The 17,140-nt window shown below is 58.7% G+C and carries 12 protein-coding genes; 10 read left to right on the forward strand and 2 right to left on the reverse strand.

Translation table 11 applies throughout. The features are described 5' to 3' along the window. The first annotated feature begins 17 nt into the window (after positions 1 to 17). Positions 18 to 1,016 (forward strand): ABC transporter substrate-binding protein, encoded by a 999-nt coding sequence (locus AC2I9W_RS01125; protein ID WP_486408246.1) that lies wholly within the window; start codon positions 18 to 20, stop codon positions 1,014 to 1,016. 154 nt (positions 1,017 to 1,170) lie between these two features. Next, a complete protein-coding gene (locus tag AC2I9W_RS01130; protein ID WP_486408689.1) occupies positions 1,171 to 1,950 on the forward strand; it encodes an SDR family oxidoreductase in 780 nt (259 codons plus the stop codon). Positions 1,951 to 2,109: 159 nt separating this feature from the next. Here the strand turns inward: AC2I9W_RS01130 and AC2I9W_RS01135 are convergent, their stop codons facing one another. Together AC2I9W_RS01135 and AC2I9W_RS01140 are read right to left on the reverse strand one after the other, a co-directional pair. Then, positions 2,110 to 2,529, reverse strand: a complete 420-nt coding sequence (locus AC2I9W_RS01135; RefSeq protein WP_486408247.1) for a hypothetical protein — start codon at positions 2,527 to 2,529, stop codon at positions 2,110 to 2,112. Positions 2,530 to 2,748: 219 nt separating this feature from the next. Further along, positions 2,749 to 3,372: an FMN-dependent NADH-azoreductase gene (locus tag AC2I9W_RS01140; protein ID WP_486408248.1), complete on the reverse strand. Its 624-nt coding sequence runs from the start codon at positions 3,370 to 3,372 to the stop codon at positions 2,749 to 2,751. 196 nt (positions 3,373 to 3,568) lie between these two features. Between AC2I9W_RS01140 and AC2I9W_RS01145 the strand changes: the two genes are divergently transcribed. The 8 genes from AC2I9W_RS01145 (at position 3,569) to AC2I9W_RS01180 (ending at position 17,140) form a co-directional block, all read left to right on the forward strand. Then, positions 3,569 to 4,489, forward strand: coding sequence for a LysR family transcriptional regulator (locus tag AC2I9W_RS01145; RefSeq protein ID WP_486408249.1), 921 nt, complete (start codon positions 3,569 to 3,571; stop codon positions 4,487 to 4,489). 182 nt (positions 4,490 to 4,671) lie between these two features. After that, positions 4,672 to 5,268 carry an RBBP9/YdeN family alpha/beta hydrolase gene (locus AC2I9W_RS01150; protein WP_486408250.1) on the forward strand — a complete coding sequence of 199 codons (597 nt, stop codon included), beginning with the start codon at positions 4,672 to 4,674 and terminating at the stop codon, positions 5,266 to 5,268. 323 nt (positions 5,269 to 5,591) lie between these two features. Then, the gene (locus AC2I9W_RS01155) at positions 5,592 to 6,584 is read left to right on the forward strand and encodes a sulfate ABC transporter substrate-binding protein (protein ID WP_486408251.1); all 993 of its coding nucleotides are present in this window, start codon (positions 5,592 to 5,594) and stop codon (positions 6,582 to 6,584) included. Between the two features lie 176 nt (positions 6,585 to 6,760). Further along, positions 6,761 to 7,618, forward strand: coding sequence for a sulfate ABC transporter permease subunit CysT (cysT, locus tag AC2I9W_RS01160; protein ID WP_486408252.1), 858 nt, complete (start codon positions 6,761 to 6,763; stop codon positions 7,616 to 7,618). After that, positions 7,618 to 8,658: a sulfate ABC transporter permease subunit CysW gene (gene cysW / locus AC2I9W_RS01165; RefSeq protein ID WP_486408253.1), complete on the forward strand. Its 1,041-nt coding sequence runs from the start codon at positions 7,618 to 7,620 to the stop codon at positions 8,656 to 8,658. Before cysT ends, cysW begins: the two co-directional genes overlap by 1 nt. Before the next feature lie 29 nt (positions 8,659 to 8,687). After that, positions 8,688 to 9,815: a sulfate/molybdate ABC transporter ATP-binding protein gene (locus AC2I9W_RS01170; protein ID WP_486408254.1), complete on the forward strand. Its 1,128-nt coding sequence runs from the start codon at positions 8,688 to 8,690 to the stop codon at positions 9,813 to 9,815. A gap of 281 nt (positions 9,816 to 10,096) precedes the next feature. Then, positions 10,097 to 10,603 carry a disulfide bond formation protein B gene (locus tag AC2I9W_RS01175; RefSeq protein ID WP_486408255.1) on the forward strand — a complete coding sequence of 169 codons (507 nt, stop codon included), beginning with the start codon at positions 10,097 to 10,099 and terminating at the stop codon, positions 10,601 to 10,603. Positions 10,604 to 10,978: 375 nt separating this feature from the next. After that, a complete protein-coding gene (locus AC2I9W_RS01180; RefSeq protein ID WP_486408256.1) occupies positions 10,979 to 17,140 on the forward strand; it encodes a CshA/CshB family fibrillar adhesin-related protein in 6,162 nt (2,053 codons plus the stop codon).

A 17,140-nucleotide genomic window follows, 5' to 3' on the forward strand; every position in this document is an offset into this window, starting at 1 on the left:
TTTTCGGGTCATTTGTCATGCAAGCAAGTTTTCAGACTTTGTCTATCTCCCGTCGCAGCCTGCTCGGTGCCTGTGCAGGCCTGAGCGGTCTCGCCATGGCTGGCTCCAGCATGGCAACGCCCCTGCAGGGCAAGATTCGCCTGGCGGGCTGGAGCAAGCCCATCAGCGAGATCACCAATTTGCTGGTCGAGCCGGAAAAAGGCTTTTTCAAGTCACAGGGGGTGGAGCTGACCTACCTGCCGGGTGCGGGCGGTGGCGATGCGATTCGCAATCTTCTTAGCGGTCAGGCCGATGTGGCCTTTACCGATCCCGGCTCCTTTTTCATGGCATTGGACAAGGGTGAAAAGCTGGTAGCCATCTACGACATCTATCCGCAGAACGTATTCAATGTGGTCTCGCTCAAGTCTTCGGGCATTCGCAAGCCCGCAGACCTCAAGGGTAAGAAAATTGGTGTCTACAGCCTGGCCAGCGGTACGCGCCAGAACCTGCTGGTGATGCTGCATCAGGCCGGACTCAAGGAGTCCGATGTGACGATTGTGGTGACCGGGCTGCTGAACTTCGCTCCTTTGATGCAGGGCCAGGTCGATGCCACGGCGGCCACCGACACCGGGCTGGCTGTGGGCTTGCGCAAAGGGATTGGCGAGGTGAATGTGATGCAGGTCAGCGACCACCTCAATATGTCCAGCGACATGTTTGTGGTGCGTGAAGAAGTATTCCAGCAAAAGAAGGAATTGCTCAAGGCCTTCCTCAAGGGCTACCGCGATAGCGCGGCCTGGATGATGGCGAACCCCGAGGATGCTTCGGTGCTGGCCAGCAAATACGCGATTGACGGCACGCGTCGCGACATCAATCTGGATGTGATTCGACTGCGGAATGCGGCTTCCATGCCGGCGCTTAAGGGACAGCCTCTGGGCAGCTTCGATATGGCTGCGCTGCAAAAGGGCGCCGATGCCTATCGGGCGTTGGGCATGGTGCAGCGGCAGATCAAGGTGGCGGATGTGGTGAAGGCTCTTTGACCCCCTGAGCGGCGATGCCGCTTCCCCCAAGGGGGACGACACCATCGGTGCGGGGCGGCCCTTCCTCGGTGTCTCTGCTTGAGTGCATGCCTGTTTTGAGTGTTGTTGTTTGGCTAGATCAGCAGGAATAAAGAATATGAGTCAGTCTTCTTCCATGGGCTTGCGCGGCAAGGTGGTGCTGGTAACGGGGGGCAGTCGCGGCATTGGTGCGGCCATTGCCCTGGCGTTTGCGCGTGAGGGGGCGACGGTGGTCATCAACTATCTGTCCAATGACGAGGCTGCGGCCAAGGCCGTGGATGCCTGTCTGGCTGCAGGCAAGGATTCAGGCGGTGATGCCTGGGCCGTCAGGGCCGACGTAGGCTCCTCTGATGCAGTGCAGGGCATGGTGGAGAGCATCGTGCTTGAGGTGGGCGGCATTGATATCGTGGTCAATAACGCCTTCAAGCCTTATGCCTTCGATCCAGAGCAGCGCAAGCGTTTTGACGATTTGCAGTGGCAGGACTATCAAAGCCAGTTTGATGGTGCGGTGGGCGCAGCCTTCAATGTCTGTCGTGCGGTGCTGCCCATCATGCGCCAGCGTGCGCGGGGCAGCATTGTCAACATCGTCAGCAATCTGGTGGAGCACCCGGTCGTGCCCTATCACGACTACACCACCTCCAAGGGAGCACTGGTGGCCTTTAGCCGCAATCTGGCTTCGGAGCTGGGGCCGGTGGGGATTCGCGTCAACTGCGTGGCCCCCGGTCTGGTCTATCCGACGCAGGGCACGCAGGGCAGCAAGGAATCTTTCAGAGAGTCGCTGATGGCGGCTACACCTTTGAGGCGTCTGGCAAGGCCCGAGGATGTGGCGGGACCTGTGCTGTTTCTGGCTTCCGAACTCGGCAGCTTTGTCACCGGGCAGGTGCTGATGGTCGACGGCGGCTTGATGATGCGATAAGAGCAGTTAACACCACCCTAGATACGCGTCGTTGCTTCGCCTTGTCGTAGGCTTGTACTGCCTGTGGCTTCGCGCCTCGCCTCAACCGCAAACCTGTGGTTTGCTAAGTGGTGTTAGTCGCTCTCAGTGGTACTGCAGGCGCCATCTGCCTTGTCGAGCTCAGGGCTTGGCCGAAGACTGGGCGTGGTCTATGGCATCGATGATGGCTACGCCGGTCTCTTGCACGCCAGGGGCGTTGAAGCCTGGGCCGGGGGTGACGGCAGGGTGGCTGAGCAGCTTTTCAGCCATGCTCGGTTGTGCTGCAGCAGCAGGCTGCATGTGTACAGGGTCGGCTGGTGTGGCGGCAGGCTCAGATGCAGAGGTGTCTGTGGACTGCAAATAATCGTTGTAGCGCTTGTAGGCCTGACGGTTGGTGCGTTCTTGCTCCTGCTGCTGGGAGTGCTTCATGTATTGATAGGCACCCACGCCCAGAACCAGCGATGCCACGAGGAAGACGGCAATGGCCGTGAAAACGAAGTTTTCGTCGGAGCGATGGTGTGTGTGGGGGGCGGCGGCAGGGATGGGGCGAGAGGCAGGCATCGGCAAATCGGCTCGTTAGCCCGAAAGACGGGCTGAGCGAAAAACTAACAAACTGTTTTCAGCGTATCAAAAAACAGTGGCTTGGATCCTTCATATCGTCAACTTTCCGCAAAACTTAAGTCAGAAATAGAGTGAATTGCAAAAAAGCCGGTACTTCTCAGGAAGTACCGGCTTCATTCATGGATCTTGTCGGCGGCGTCTTTGGACACAGCCCGGTGATCAGGCTGCTACCGCCACCGCTTGCAGCTGTTCAATCTCTGCCTTGGCTCGCTGCATGGCTGCAGCCTTGGCTTCTGGGCCCATGGATACGCCTTCGGCGCGCACGATGGTGAAGTCGGTCACACCCATGAAGCCGAAGATGACCTTCAGATAGCTTTCCTGGTGTTCCATGGCTTGCCCGGCAGCGCTGCTGCTGTAGGCGCCGCCGCGGGCCGAGGCAATGATGACCTTCTTGTCGCCTGCCAGGCCGACAGGGCCTGTGGCTGTGTACTTGAAGGTGCGGCCCGCCTGGGCAATGCGGTCCAGCCAGGCCTTCAGCTGGGTGGGAATGGTGAAGTTGTAGAAAGGCGCGCCGACGATGATGACGTCTGCAGCCAGGAACTGGGTCACCAGTGCTTCGGAGATAGCGTTCTCTTGTCGTTCGATTTCTGTGGCAGCTTCTTGGCCGGTGCGAAAGCCCAGGGACTGAGCGCTCAGGTGGCTGGGGGCATTCAAGGCCAGGTCGAGGTAGTCAACCTTGGCTTCAGGGTGAGCCTGTTGCAGGCTGGCCAGAATATCGGCAGTTAGTTCACGGGTGATGGAGTTGTTGCCAGTGATGGCAGAGTCAATGTGCAGAATTTGCATGCTGATATCTGGATGCCTCAGGGTGGTTGTTGGAACACATTTCTTGAGCCTTGCCGGTGGCGAGCCGTGGCCTGCCGGGGATTGGGTCTGAAACGCGATGGAATAGATTGTAAATTCGACTCAAGCTCTCGATAAGTCTGCAAAAATGCGATAGATCGTTCCAAATATCAAATCAATCGAGTCCAAGGAAGTGTGCATGGTGGATCTCAATGACATGCTGTATTTCGTCGAGGTGGTCGAGCGCGGTGGCTTTGCCGCTGCCGGCCGGGCCTTGGGTATTCCCAAGTCGCGCCTGTCACGCCGTGTCGCCGAGCTGGAAGGGCATTTAGGCGTGCGCCTGCTGCAGCGCACCACCCGCAAGCTGTCATTGACCCAGGTCGGCGAAACTTTTTTGCGCCATGGACAAGCCATGCGCGATGCGGCCCTGGCGGCGTCCGATGCGGTGGCCGAGGTGCAGACCGAGCCGCGCGGCACCATTCGCGTGACCTGCCCGGTGACTCTGGCTCAGACGGTGCTGGGTGAGTTGATGCCCGAATTTCTGCAGCGCTGCCCCTTGGTGCAGGTGGAGATGCAGGTCACCAATCGTGCCGTCAATCTGGTGGAAGAGGGCATTGATGTGGCGCTGCGTGTGCGCGCCAATCTGGACGACAGCGGCTCCATGGTGGTCAAGCGGCTTGATACCTCACGCCAGATTCTCGTGGCCAGCCCCGATCTGCTGCAGCGCCAGGGAACGCCGCGCACTTTGGAAGATCTGCAACTGCTCGACAGCATGGCCATGACGGCTGTGGATGGGCATTACAGCCTGCTGCTGGTAGGCCCGGAGGGCAAGGAGCACAGGCTGCAGCTACAGCCACGTTATGTCGTGGATGACTTGCTGACGCTGAAGTTTGCGGCGCTGGCGGGTACCGGGATGTGTTGGTTGCCGGATTACATGTGTCAGGAGGAATTGACGCGTGGAACTCTGGTGCACTTGCTGCCCCAATGGGGGCCCCCGCTGGGCATTCTTCATGCGGTGTTCCCGTCCCGGCGTGGGCTGGCTCCTGCGGTGCGGCATTTTCTGGATTTTCTGGGTGAGCGCATGCCCGGAAGCCCCATCTCTGCGCCTGTGCAAGGCTGAGGTGGCTGCACAAGGCTGTCCTGTAGGTTCTCTTTCTGTATTAGCTTCTGCCCATAAGGTAAGAACAAATCATTGGTTGGGATTTACGCAGGCTCTGCCCACAATGGCCGCCTTGTTATCTGATCGCCAGCGGCAAAGCCTTGTTCGGGTTTTGAGTCGCTCTCGGTCGCAGGAGACGGCGCATGACATCCCCATTTCGTATCGTGATCGTGCCAGGCTGGCGCAACTCAGGGCCAGGCCATTGGCAATCTCTTTGGGCAGAGCAACTCCCGGGGGCGGTGCGTGTGCAGCAGCAAGACTGGCTGGTACCGCATCGCGATGCCTGGGTGGGGGAGCTGGAGGCGCTGCTGCTTTCGGATAAGCGCCCGGCCATTGTTGTGGCCCACAGTCTGGGCTGCATTGCTACCGTGCATCTGGGGGCGGAGGCAGCCTCTCGCGTTCGTGGCGCTTTGCTGGTGGCTCCGGCCGACCCGGAGCGGCGAGCGCAGTTGGCGGACTTTGCCCCCGTGCCCTATGCACAGCTTCCTTATCGAAGTGTTCTGGTGGCCAGCAGCAACGACCCGTTTTGTCCCATCCGCCGTGCAGGAGCCTATGCCAGGGCCTGGGGCAGTGAGCTGGTACGGCTGCAAAATGCCGGCCATATCAATGTGGAGTCAGGCTTTGGGGCCTGGCCACTGGGTCTGGCACTGCTGCAATCCTTGATGGATGAGCAGGCATGGCTGGCAGGATATGCGAGCTCTGGCGCTCAGGCTGCAGGTGAGCCAGCCTTGGTTGCTTGAGCATCAAGCCTTTTGAATGAATTTAATTTGATAGCTGCAAGCGCTTTCCCAGAAAGCGTTTGCAGCTATTTTCACTATATTTCTCTTGCATGGGCGCGGCTTTGTACTTTGTCAGCTGTCTCAAGCTCTCTCTATTGCAAGGCTGCAGCTTGAAAGGCTACAGCTACTGGCTGTTGGTGACGCAAGTCACTGAGCCATTGCCCGGCTGAGCTTCTATATGCTTTTTTCGAGAAAACAAAGAAGAATATATTCTTTTGAGTTTTAAAGACAAGTTCGCACAATGCCTGCACCGTTACACATTGCTCAAGAAAAGGCAGCGAACCATGCATTCCGTGAAGCTCAAGACATTGTTGGCATCCATCGCACTGGCAGCAGCAGGCGCTGCCTCTGCTCAGACCCAGTTGCTCAATGTTTCCTATGACGTGGCCCGCGAGTTCTACAAGGACTACAACGCGGCTTTCATTGCCCATTACAAGAAGACCAAGGGCGTTGACATCAAGGTGGACCAGTCGCACGGCGGCTCCAGCGCCCAGGCGCGCGCGGTCAATGACGGTCTGGCGGCCGATGTGGTGACCTTCAACACAACCACCGATGTGGACTTCCTGGCCCAGAACGGTGTGGTTGCCAAGGACTGGAACAAGAAGTTTGCGCACGATGCATCGCCCACGACCTCGACCATGCTGTTCCTGGTGCGCAATGGCAATCCCAAGAACATCAAGGACTGGTCCGACCTGACCCGCCCCGATGTGAAGGTGGTGGTGGTCAACCCCAAGACCGGTGGCAATGGCCGCTACGCCTATCTGGCGGCCTGGGGCTCGGTGCGTGAAAAGGGTGGCACCGATGCACAAGCCGCCGAGTTCGTGCAAAAGCTCTACAAGAACGTTCCTGTGCTGGGCAAGGGTGGCCGCGATGCGACCAGCATCTTCCTGCAGCGCAATATCGGTGATGTGCTGATTACCTTTGAATCCGAAGTCGTGTCCGTGGACCGCGAGTTTGGCAAGGGCAAGGTCGATGCTGTGTACCCATCGGTGAGCATCGTGGCCGAGAACCCTGTGGCAGTGGTCGAGCGCACCGTGGCCAAGAAGGGCACCACTCAGTTGGCCACCGACTATCTGCAGTACCTGTATTCCGACGAAGCCCAGGAAATTGCGGCCAAGCACGCGATCCGCCCCCGCTCTGAAGCGATCCTGAAGAAGCATGCCGACCAGTTCAAGCCCATCAAGCAGTTCACCGTGGCCAAGTACTTCGGCTCGCTCACCGAAGCTCAGAAGGTGCACTTCAATGACGGCGGTCAATTCGACAAGCTGTACAAGTAACACTCCCTGAGCCGCTGCGCTGCTTCCCCCTCTCTTTACGCGCTTTGCGCTACGGGAGGGGACGACGCCTTCGCTGCCGGGCGGCCCTTGCTTGGCGTCCCTGGTGTGGGGCGCGTCTGTTTATATGCAGTGGGCGAGAAGGGCACCCAATAACTCCTTGTGAGTCGCTTTTGAATATGTCATCTGCTGTCCCAGCCCCGCGCAAGGCGCGCGGCGTCAAGCGAGTGCTGCCTGGTTTCGGGCTGACACTGGGCTATACGATTTTTTATCTGAGCATCATCGTGCTCATTCCGCTGGTGGCGCTGATGTCCGCCAGCTTCACCATGACCTGGGCCCAGTTCTGGGAGGCCGTGGCAGCGCCGCCCGTGGTGGCTTCGTACAAGCTGTCGTTCTTCATGTCGTTTGTGGCGGCCTGTGTGAACGCGGTGTTCGGGCTGCTGATCGCCTGGATTCTGGTGCGCTATTCCTTCCCCGGCAAAAAGATCGTGGACGCGCTGGTGGACTTGCCCTTTGCGCTGCCCACAGCCGTGGCGGGTATCTCGCTGTCGGCGCTGTATGCGGGCAATGGCTGGATTGGTCAGTACTTCGAGTCGCTGGGCATTTCGATGGCCTATAACGCCAACGGCATTGCAATTGCGCTGATTTTTATCGGTCTGCCGTTTGTGGTGCGTACCGTGCAGCCCGTGCTGGAAGATTTCGAGAAAGAGCTGGAAGAAGCTGCGACCAGCTTGGGCGCGTCGCGCTGGCAGATTTTCTACAAGGTCATCCTGCCGCATATCGCCCCGGCCTTGCTGACAGGTTTTGCCATGGCGTTTGCCCGTGCGGTGGGGGAGTACGGCTCGGTCATCTTCATTGCCGGCAATATTCCCATGGAGTCCCAGATCACGCCGCTGATCATCATGGGCAAGCTCGACCAGCATGATCTGGCTGGCGCCACTGCCGTGGCTGTTGTGATGCTGGTGATTTCTTTTGTGCTGCTGCTGTTCATCAATGCACTGCAGGCCTGGCAACGCAAGGCTCAGGGAGGCCGTTGATGTCCAAGATTCATGAAGCCGTTCAGGCGTTGTTTCCCAATATGCTGCCCATCTGGGCGCATTTGCTCACCGGTGTGGTGCTGGCGCTGATTGCGCTGGTGCTGCTCTACAAGATCACGGCCCCGCCCCAGAGCACCAAGCTGGGCAAGATGACCACCACCGAGCCACGCTGGGTGCGCTGGGTGCTGACCACGGTGGGTCTGCTGTTCATGCTGATCTTCCTGATCCTGCCGCTACTGTCGGTGTTTGGCGAAGCCCTGCGCAAGGGCTGGGATGCTTATTTCGCTGCGCTGGCCGAGCCCGATGCCATCTCCTCGATCAAGCTGACCTTCATCACCGCGCTGATCTGCGTGCCGCTGAATCTGGTGTTCGGCGTGGCCGCCGCCTGGTGCATCGCCAAGTACGAGTTCAAGGGCAAGGCTTTTCTAACCACGCTGATCGATCTGCCGTTCTCCATCTCGCCCGTGGTGGCGGGTCTGATGTATGTGCTGGTGTTCGGTGCCAACGGCTGGCTGGGCCCATGGCTGGCGGCCAACAAGATCCAGATCATCTTTGCCGTGCCCGGCATTGTGCTGGCCACCATCTTTGTGACCTTCCCCTTCATCGCGCGTGAACTGATCCCGCTGATGCAGGCGCAGGGCAGCGATGAAGAGCAGGCCGCCGTGGTGCTGGGGGCGAGCGGCTGGCAGACCTTCTGGAATGTGACCCTGCCCAATATCAAGTGGGGTCTGGTCTACGGCGTGATTTTGTGTAACGCCCGTGCCATGGGGGAGTTTGGCGCGGTGTCCGTGGTCTCGGGCCATATCCGCGGCCAGACCAACACCATGCCGCTGCACGTTGAAGTGCTGTATGGCGACTACCAGGGCGCAGCCGCCTTTGCCGTGGCCTCACTGCTGGCCTTGCTGGCGCTGGTGACCCTTGTCATCAAATCGATTGCCGAATGGCGTGCCGAGCAACTGGCCAAGGCCGCTGCCGAGGCGCCGCCTGAGCGCCCTGGCCAGATCAGCATCCAACCGAGTAAAACCGTCAAGGCAGCCTGAGCGGCCTCGATCAGAACAAGAGATTCATCATGAGTATCGAAATCCGTAACGTCAGCAAGCAGTTCGGCGATTTTCAGGCCCTGCGCGATGTCAGCCTCGATATCAAATCGGGCGAGCTGATCGCCTTGCTCGGCCCATCGGGCTGCGGCAAGACCACCTTGCTGCGCATCATCGCGGGCCTGGAAACGGCCGATGTTGGCACCATCCATTTCAGCGGTGAAGACACGACCGACGTCCATGTGCGCGACCGCAACGTGGGCTTTGTGTTCCAGCACTATGCGCTGTTTCGCCACATGACCGTGTTCGAGAACGTGGCGTTCGGCCTGCGCGTCAAGCCGCGCAAGGAGCGCCCCAGCGAGGCCGTGATCAAGGAAAAGGTTATGAAGCTGCTCAAGCTGGTGCAGCTGGACTGGATTGCTGATCGTTTCCCCTCGCAACTGTCGGGCGGTCAGCGTCAGCGTATTGCGCTGGCCCGCGCTCTGGCCGTGGAGCCCAAGGTGCTGCTGCTGGACGAGCCCTTTGGCGCGCTGGACGCCAAGGTGAGAAAAGAGCTCAGAAGATGGCTGCGTCAGCTGCACGACGAGTTGCATGTGACTTCCATCTTTGTGACCCATGACCAGGAAGAAGCGCTGGAAGTGGCCGACCGCGTGGTCGTCATCAATCAGGGCAAGATCGAGCAGGAAGGCACGCCGCAGGAAGTCTGGGACAACCCGGCCACGCCTTTTGTCTATGGCTTCCTGGGCGATGTCAACCTGTTCAAGGGCCGCGCTAGCGATGGCCGCGTCTATCTGGACGAAGGCATGCAGCTGGACAGCACGGATGCACGCGGTGCCAACAATAGCCAGGCTTTTGCCTATGTGCGCCCCCATGATCTAGAGGTGGAGCGCTATTCACCCGGCCAGAATCTGGATGCCCAGGGTCGTCCCACAGGCATCGTGGCCCAGTTGTCGCGAGCGATTGTGGTTGGCCCCATCGCCAGGCTGGAACTTATTCCATCCGAGACAACACCAAGCGCTGGTGATGCAGGAGATGAGGGGCTGATCGAAGCCCAGATTCCTGCCCAGCAGTTCAAGGAAATGGGCCTGCGCGAAGGTGAAACCCTGGTGGTCACACCACGCCGCGCCAAGGTGTTTCTGGACGAGGCAGCAGGGATTTGACTCCCCCTGAGGCGCTATCGCACCTTCCCCCTGAGGGGGACGACGACTTCGCCGCAGGGCGGCCTTTGCTCGTCATCTCGTGCGAAAGGGGCGGTGCATGCGGTAGGGGAGGTTTCCCTGTGGCGTCTTTCCTCTCAATGCGCTTCGCGCTAGGAGTGGGGGCGATAGCCTTGCACAGAAACAGCTCTTGCCGCTGTCTCGCGCACGATGTGCGCTCGACCTAAGTTCAGGCGCTATCCTTGGTCCTGGCATATTTGGCTAATTTCGCAGAAAGAATATTGATGCTTCAATGGTTTGAAACCGCGCCGCGGCGCATCCTGGCGCTGATTTGCGCTGCTTGCGTGGCCATGCTGGCTTTTGGTCTGTACCTGCAGCATGGGGTGGGGCTGGAACCATGCCCAATGTGTATCGTGCAGCGTTATGCACTGATTTTGGTAGCTATCTTCACAGGTCTGGCAAGCATTAGAGCCCAAAAAGGCTGGTGGATGAGCTGGAGCGTTCTAGCGCTGCTGGCAAGTGGCTTTGGTGCGTTTGTGGCGGCTCGTCAGAGTTGGCTGCAGTGGTATCCCCCGGAGTTCGCCACCTGCGGCCGCGATTTTTACGGAATGATCGAGCACTACTCCTTCAGCCGCTCCATCCCCATGATCTTCCAGGGCTCGGGCGACTGCGCAGCGGTTGACTGGTCCTTTCTGGGTGGCTCCATCGCCAACTGGTCGTTTGTTTGCTTCGTGGCGTTTTTTGTGATGTTGCTCACTTTGCAGGTCAAAGGACAAAAGATTCGTTTTTGATAGCACTAAGCAAAAAATCCAAGCGCCTTCGGGCGCTTTTTTATTGTTTCAGCACGATATGTTTGAAGCCTTGTGAGATGTTCTGTGCGTCAGTTGCTAGTACGTTAAAGAATTTTTACAATTTCTGAGAGTTGTTTTTTTTCAACAGATGAAGACAAGTAAGGCTCATCTCCACAATTTTTCCATTTTTTGTTCTTTCTAAGGGTATTGAAACTTACGTAAGACAGCACCTACATTGACGAGAGGGTTGGGATTACAATATTTTTTACATGTCAATGAATTCTTTTTACAAACAGAAAGTATCTATTTGTATATTTATGTCGTGTAATTGTTAGATCCACAATCGCGCCAGTTTGACTTTGGGTAACTGGACTTATGGGGCGATTGAAGCTGTTCAACTGGCTGGCGCGCATCCTGCTGGCGCTGCAGATGCTGTGGCTGCCACAGGCCGTTCTGGCTGCTGCCTATGCCACAGGCGGTAGTGGCAAGTACAAGAATGAAATTCTCTGGCTGACCTGGGGCGACCCGGCCAGCCCTTATGGCAAGAATGGCGTCAGACTGAATGCTGGCGCAAGCACCAGTGCAAGTCTGGCGGTTGCGCAGGGCGTGATTCTCGATGTTTCCTGCAATATCACCTCGATCAGCGGCGGCTTGCTAACCAGTTACACCCCTGGTGGCTGGAAAGGCTCGGGCGGCAATGAGGGCGACCGGCTGGATGTGCTCTACAACATTGGCGGTGAAGGCAGCAAGAATCAGCTTGTCTCCGGCATCATTTCCGAGAACGCCAAGAACATTGATTTTGACGTCGAGTGCAACTCCAAGGTGGGCGGAAAAGATCTGAATCTGCGTGGCTTTGTCATTGCGGACGCAGAGTCGATGACAGGCAACGAGAACATTCGCTCCAGCGCAGAAGGTCAGTGGTATCTGATCGACAGCCTGACCAACCCAGCTGCTGGGGAATATCGCATTACTCGTAGCAATAGCCTGACGGGCAATAACAGCATCCAGATCGACACACCCAGCAGTAACTCGGGTAACGGCGGCAGAACAGCTGTCACTTTCCTCAAATTCTCCCAACCCAAGCGTACTCAGAAAATGAGCTTTGGCGTGAAGGGGCAGGGCAAAACCGCAATTGCCATTGGTCTGGTGGTTCCGTTTGCTGACTTTGGCGATGCTCCCCAGTCCTATGGCGACGCCATGCATCTGATCGACGACATCAACTTCAGCAATGATGGTGTTGGTACATCGGGCTCAGCGGTAAATATCAATGTGGCCGGATTCAAGCTGGCAGACTTTCTGGCTCCAGCTCAGAAATACCTGGGTTCTTCAGGGCCTGATTCCGAACCCAATAGCACGTATAGCGACGGCGCAACGGGTGACGACTCCGGTGGCTTGCTGGCGGCGGCAGGCAAGGAGGAAGATGCATGGCCTGTGCAGTACAAGACTATCAGTGTGCTTAAAGCTGGCGCAACCTTGGCCAATATTCCCATTGCCTGCCGTGGCAATGGCGAGGTGTCGGCCTGGATTGATATGAACGTCAATGGTCGTTTCGACAGCGACGAAAAGGCGACTGCGATCTGCAGTGGTGGACAGGCTCTTTTGAACTGGACGCTACCCAAGGATCTGAAGGCTGGCAAGACCTATGTGCGCCTGCGCTATTCGGATTTGACCCGCAATATGGATGCCACAGGCATTGCGGAAGATGGAGAGGTTGAGGACCACCAGATCATCATCGAGTCTCCCAAGCTCAACATCGTCAAGCGCGCGAGTGCATCCCAATGGGTGATCGGGCAGAGCAATGCATCCTATACGCTGACTGTGACCAATACGGGCACTGTTGCAACAGGCCCATCTGTTGTCGAGAAACCCATCAAGGTTCTTGATCTGCTGCCCAATGGCATCACGCCAAAGTGGACAGGTACGCTGCTCGCCAATAACTGGAGCTGTACCTATTCCGGTCAGTTGGTGAGCTGCGTCAGCAATAGCGGCAATTACCTGGCTGCCTCGGGCGGAAGCTCTGACATTCAACTGCCAGTGAATGTTTTGTCCGCAGCTGCTTTGCAGACTGCTGTTACCAACTACGCAAGCGTGGGTGGCGGCAATGACCCCGCTAACAGTGGCGAGCCACCTAGCCCGGGAGCTTGTCAGCAGGCGGACTATTGCTCTTCTGTCAGCGTGACGGTCAAAAAGCCAGCTATCGCTGTCAGCAAACTGGCATCGCCAGCAGATCAGTCCAAGGTCAAGGTCGATGATCTCATTACTTACACCTTGCAGGTGACAGTGGCGGACGCAGCGACCTTGTCGCCTGTCGTCCTGACGGACACGCTGGGAGCAGGCCTTGAATACCAAGGCATTAGCATCAATGCAGCTGGTTTTGTGGAAGGGGGCAGTGGCTCCAATCGCAGCTTCACTCTGGCTGCAGGAGCCAAGCCCGGAACATACGCAGTCAGCTACCGTGCCAAAGTGACGGCCAGCGCGGTTTCCAAGGTCGAGAACAAGGTCGTACCTGCGGGCGGTGGTGATCCGACTGACCCCAATGCACCCGCACCTTCGTGTGTGACCTGCTCGACCACCCACTCGCTGGAAGCGCCGGTGGTGACTTACAGCAAGACCTCCAACCCCGGCTCGAATGCGCAAGTCAAGGTAGGGCAGAACATTACCTACACCCTGAGTGTCGTGGTGCAGCGTTCGCAGACTACCGATGCGGTGGTGCTGCGCGATACGCTGGGCGCGGGTCTCAAGTTCGGTGTGGTGGTTTCCAACACCGGCTTCGTGCAGGGCTCTCAAGGCTCCGCGCAGACCTTTACCTTGCCAGCGGGCGCAGTGCCCGGCACCTATGTGGTGAGCTACACCGCAGAAGTGTTGGCAGGCGCCAAGAGCGCTGACCTGAGCAATGTGGTCACCGCAGACAATCCCACGGGCGGTACGCCACCTGCGGGTTCGCTGCCAAGCTGCTCGGCCGCCTGCAACACGGGTCACGTGATGAGTGCACCCAAGGTGGAGTACTCAAAGACCACCACGGCAGTGAAGGCTCAGCTCAACGACGAGATTGAGTATCAGGTCCTGGTCAAGGTGTCTGACGCACAGACCACTTCTGATGTGGTGCTAACCGATACTCTGGGCAAAGGCCTTGAATATGTGGCGGGCAGTGCCGCCGGTGATCTTCAGATTGCTGGCAGTGCTGCAGGTCCGCTGACATTGACCTTGTCTGCAGGCAAAGTGCCGGGCACCTATCGCGTGAAGTACAAGGTCAAGGTGGTTGCTGGGGCTGTGAGTCCGCTGACCAATGCGGTTCTGGGCAGCGGCGGTGGCGGTACTGCGGTGTGTGAGGCAGGAGCCAGCTGCAGCACTGCAACCCCCTACATCACTTCCAAGGTCAGCTACGGCAAGTCCGTGGCTCCCAGTGTCTCGCCGATTGCGGTGGACAAGGAACTGGTCTACACCCTCACGCTGAATGTCTGGGATGCACCTACCACCGATGAAATCCTGCTGCAGGACACGCTGGGCAAGGGCCTGAGCTTTGTCAAAACCAATACGGTCCCGGCCGGATGGGTTGTGACTGAGCCGACCGCAGGTAGTCAGGTGCTCAAGATCACGGTTCCTGCTGGTCAGGCACCGATGGCAGATGGCAGCAAGCAGACCTATACCTTCACCTATACGGCCAAGGCCACTACAGAGGCTTCGGGCATGGTAGTGAACTCCGTGATTGGCACGGGCTCGGACAACCCCAGCTGCGCCATCAACTGCGCAACGGAAACTCCTGTTGCCAAGCCTGTGGTGACCTTCACCAAGACTTCGGCAGCCACCAGCGCAAAGGTTGGGGAGACCATTCCCTATACGCTGACTGCAACGGTGAGCAATGCGTCGCTGACCGAAGCCGTCTCCAGCATGGTGGACAACCTGAGTCAGGGCCTTGAGTTTGTGGCTGTGACTTCGGCCCCAGGCTTCAGCTACTCCATCAATGGTTCGTCTCTGGTGCTGACCTTGCCCAAGGGCACGGTGCCCGGCACCTACACCGTCACCTACGATGCCCGCGTCACTGCGGCTGCGCTGATGCAGGTGAACAACAAGGTTGAAGGGGTGCCCAGTGATGATGGCTATACGCCTGTTTGCAGCGGCAATTGTTCAGTGACGACCGAGGTAGAGCGAAAAATTGATGCCGTCGATGATCCACTGCCTCCCGTCAAGAGCAATACAGGTTCCAGCAATGCTGGTAATGCCTATGCCAATGACAGTTTGAACGGCGAGCCCGTTGACCCCTCCAAGATCACTGGCAAGGTCATGACCCCCGCCACGCCCATCAACGGCGGCTCCGTGCCCGTGCTGGATGTGGCAACCGGCATCGTCTCCGTGCCTGCAGGCACGCCTGCGGGTGACTACTCCATCGTCTACCAGATCTGCGACAAGCTGGCCCCTACGGTCTGCGATACGGCCACCATCACCGTCAAGGTGACGGCTTCGCCCATCGACGCCAAGGACGACAGCTACACGGGCAACCGTGGCTCGGGTGATCAGGAAGTGGGCAATGCCTATTCGGAGAACGACACGCTGGACGGCACGCCGTTCACGCCCGATCTCATCACCGGCAAGGTGACTACACCGGCCCAGCCCATTGGTGGAGATCCCCGTGTGCCCGTGCTGGATGTGGTGACAGGCAAGGTGACCGTGCCCTCGGGCACGCCGGCTGGCGACTACACCATCAACTACCGCATCTGCGAGAAGCTCAATCCGAACAACTGCGATGACGCCGTGATCAAGGTCACCGTCAAGCCTGACGAATCGCTGCTGCGCATCGTCAAGACCGCTGCCGTGCGTACCGCCAAGATCGGCGATCTGGTGCGCTACAGCTTGCAGATTCAGAACGTGGGCGCCGTCAAGGTCGTCAATGCCAATGTGGTCGATACGGCAGCCAACGGCTTTACCTTTGTTGACGGCTCTATGAGCGCCGTGGGCCTGGGCTCGGCCGTGACCGCATCGGGCGTGCGCCCCGTGCAGTTCAGCGGCGTGACGCTGGATGTGAACCAGACTGGCACCATCACTTACATGATGCGTGTGGGCGCCGGCGTGCGTCCGGGCAACCATGTCAACACCGCCTTTGCCCGCAACAACGTGGGTGACAGCATCTCCAACCAGGCAACCGCTTCGGTGGAGCTGGTAAGCGATCCGCTGCTGGATGATTCTCTGATCTTCGGCACCGTGTTTGACGACCGAGACCGTGACGGCTGGCAAGACAGCGCCAAGCTGACTGGCCTCAAGGCCCAGGGCGGCTTTGCACCTGCGGCTTACATCGCCAACTCCACCACCGTGGACAAGGGTGACGGCGCACAGCCGCAGGCGGACGCCAGCTCGCCGCTGCTGCATGGCCTGGATCTGGGCAGCATCACCGCTCGCCAGTCCGAAGCCGACCCGGTTGCCAAGCACACCATGGTCATCCACCAGAAGCTCAAGAGCCTGGACTTCACCGACGACTTTGTGCTGACTAACGATCAGGGCATCACCGTGCGCATGAACGCTGCCGGTCAGACCCAGATCGAGAAGACGGGTGAAGCCGCTGCTGGTCGCAATGCCGCAGCCATCGAAGTCGAGCGCAAGATCAGCCAGACCGCTGACGGCTATGGTGTGGACTACATCATCAAGAGCACCGGCATTGACGAACGCGGTATTCCCGGCGTGCGTATTGCCTCGGTCGAAGGCCTGCTGATGGAAACCGACCCCTTCGGTCGCTACCACCTGGTCGGCGTCAATGGTGGTCGCTGGGAGCGTGGCCGACACTTCATCCTGAAGGTTGACCCCAGCACCCTGCCAGCGGGCGCTGAATTCACCACCAGCAACCCCTTGCTGCGCCGTATCACTCCAGGCCTGCCTGTGCGCTTTGACTTTGGCGTGCAGCTCAACCCCGAGTTCATGGCCGCCGAGCAAAAGACGGCCGAGATCGAACTGGGCAGTGTGCTGTTTGCCGCAGGCTCCACCGAGATCCGCAGCCAGTATCTGGGCGAGAACAGTGTGATCGCCAAGGTCGCTGCCAAGGTGCAGCAATACGGCGGCGGTGATCTGCTGATCAGCGCCAATGGAGAAAGCGAAGCCGTGGCCTTTGGCCGTGCTGATGCAGTGCGCAAGGCCATCGTGGCCCAGCTTCCTGCCGATGTGCAGGCAGCCACCAAGGTCACCGTGCGCAGTCAGGTCAATGATGCAGGCAGTCTGGTCAGCGGCGTCACCGCCAATGGCGCCGTGCTGGGTACCGTGCTGTTTGAAACCGACAAATCCGTGGTGCGCCCCGAGTTCCAGGAGCTGCTGCAAAAAGTGGCGGCCTATCTGAACGGGCAGGGCGGCGGCATTGTCTCCATCGTCGGTCACACCGATGTGCGAGCCAGCCATGCCTACAACCAGAAGCTGGGCCTGGCACGAGCCAAGGCGGTGTATGAGGCACTGCTGCCCCATCTGTCCGGTGAGTTGAAGCAAAAGCTTCAAGTCCAGGCAGAAGAGGGTGCAGCCCCAGCCTCCGCCCATCGCTCCAATAAGAAAGCCACGACTCACTGA

This window comes from Comamonas sp. FUJ_7, assembly GCF_057369555.1.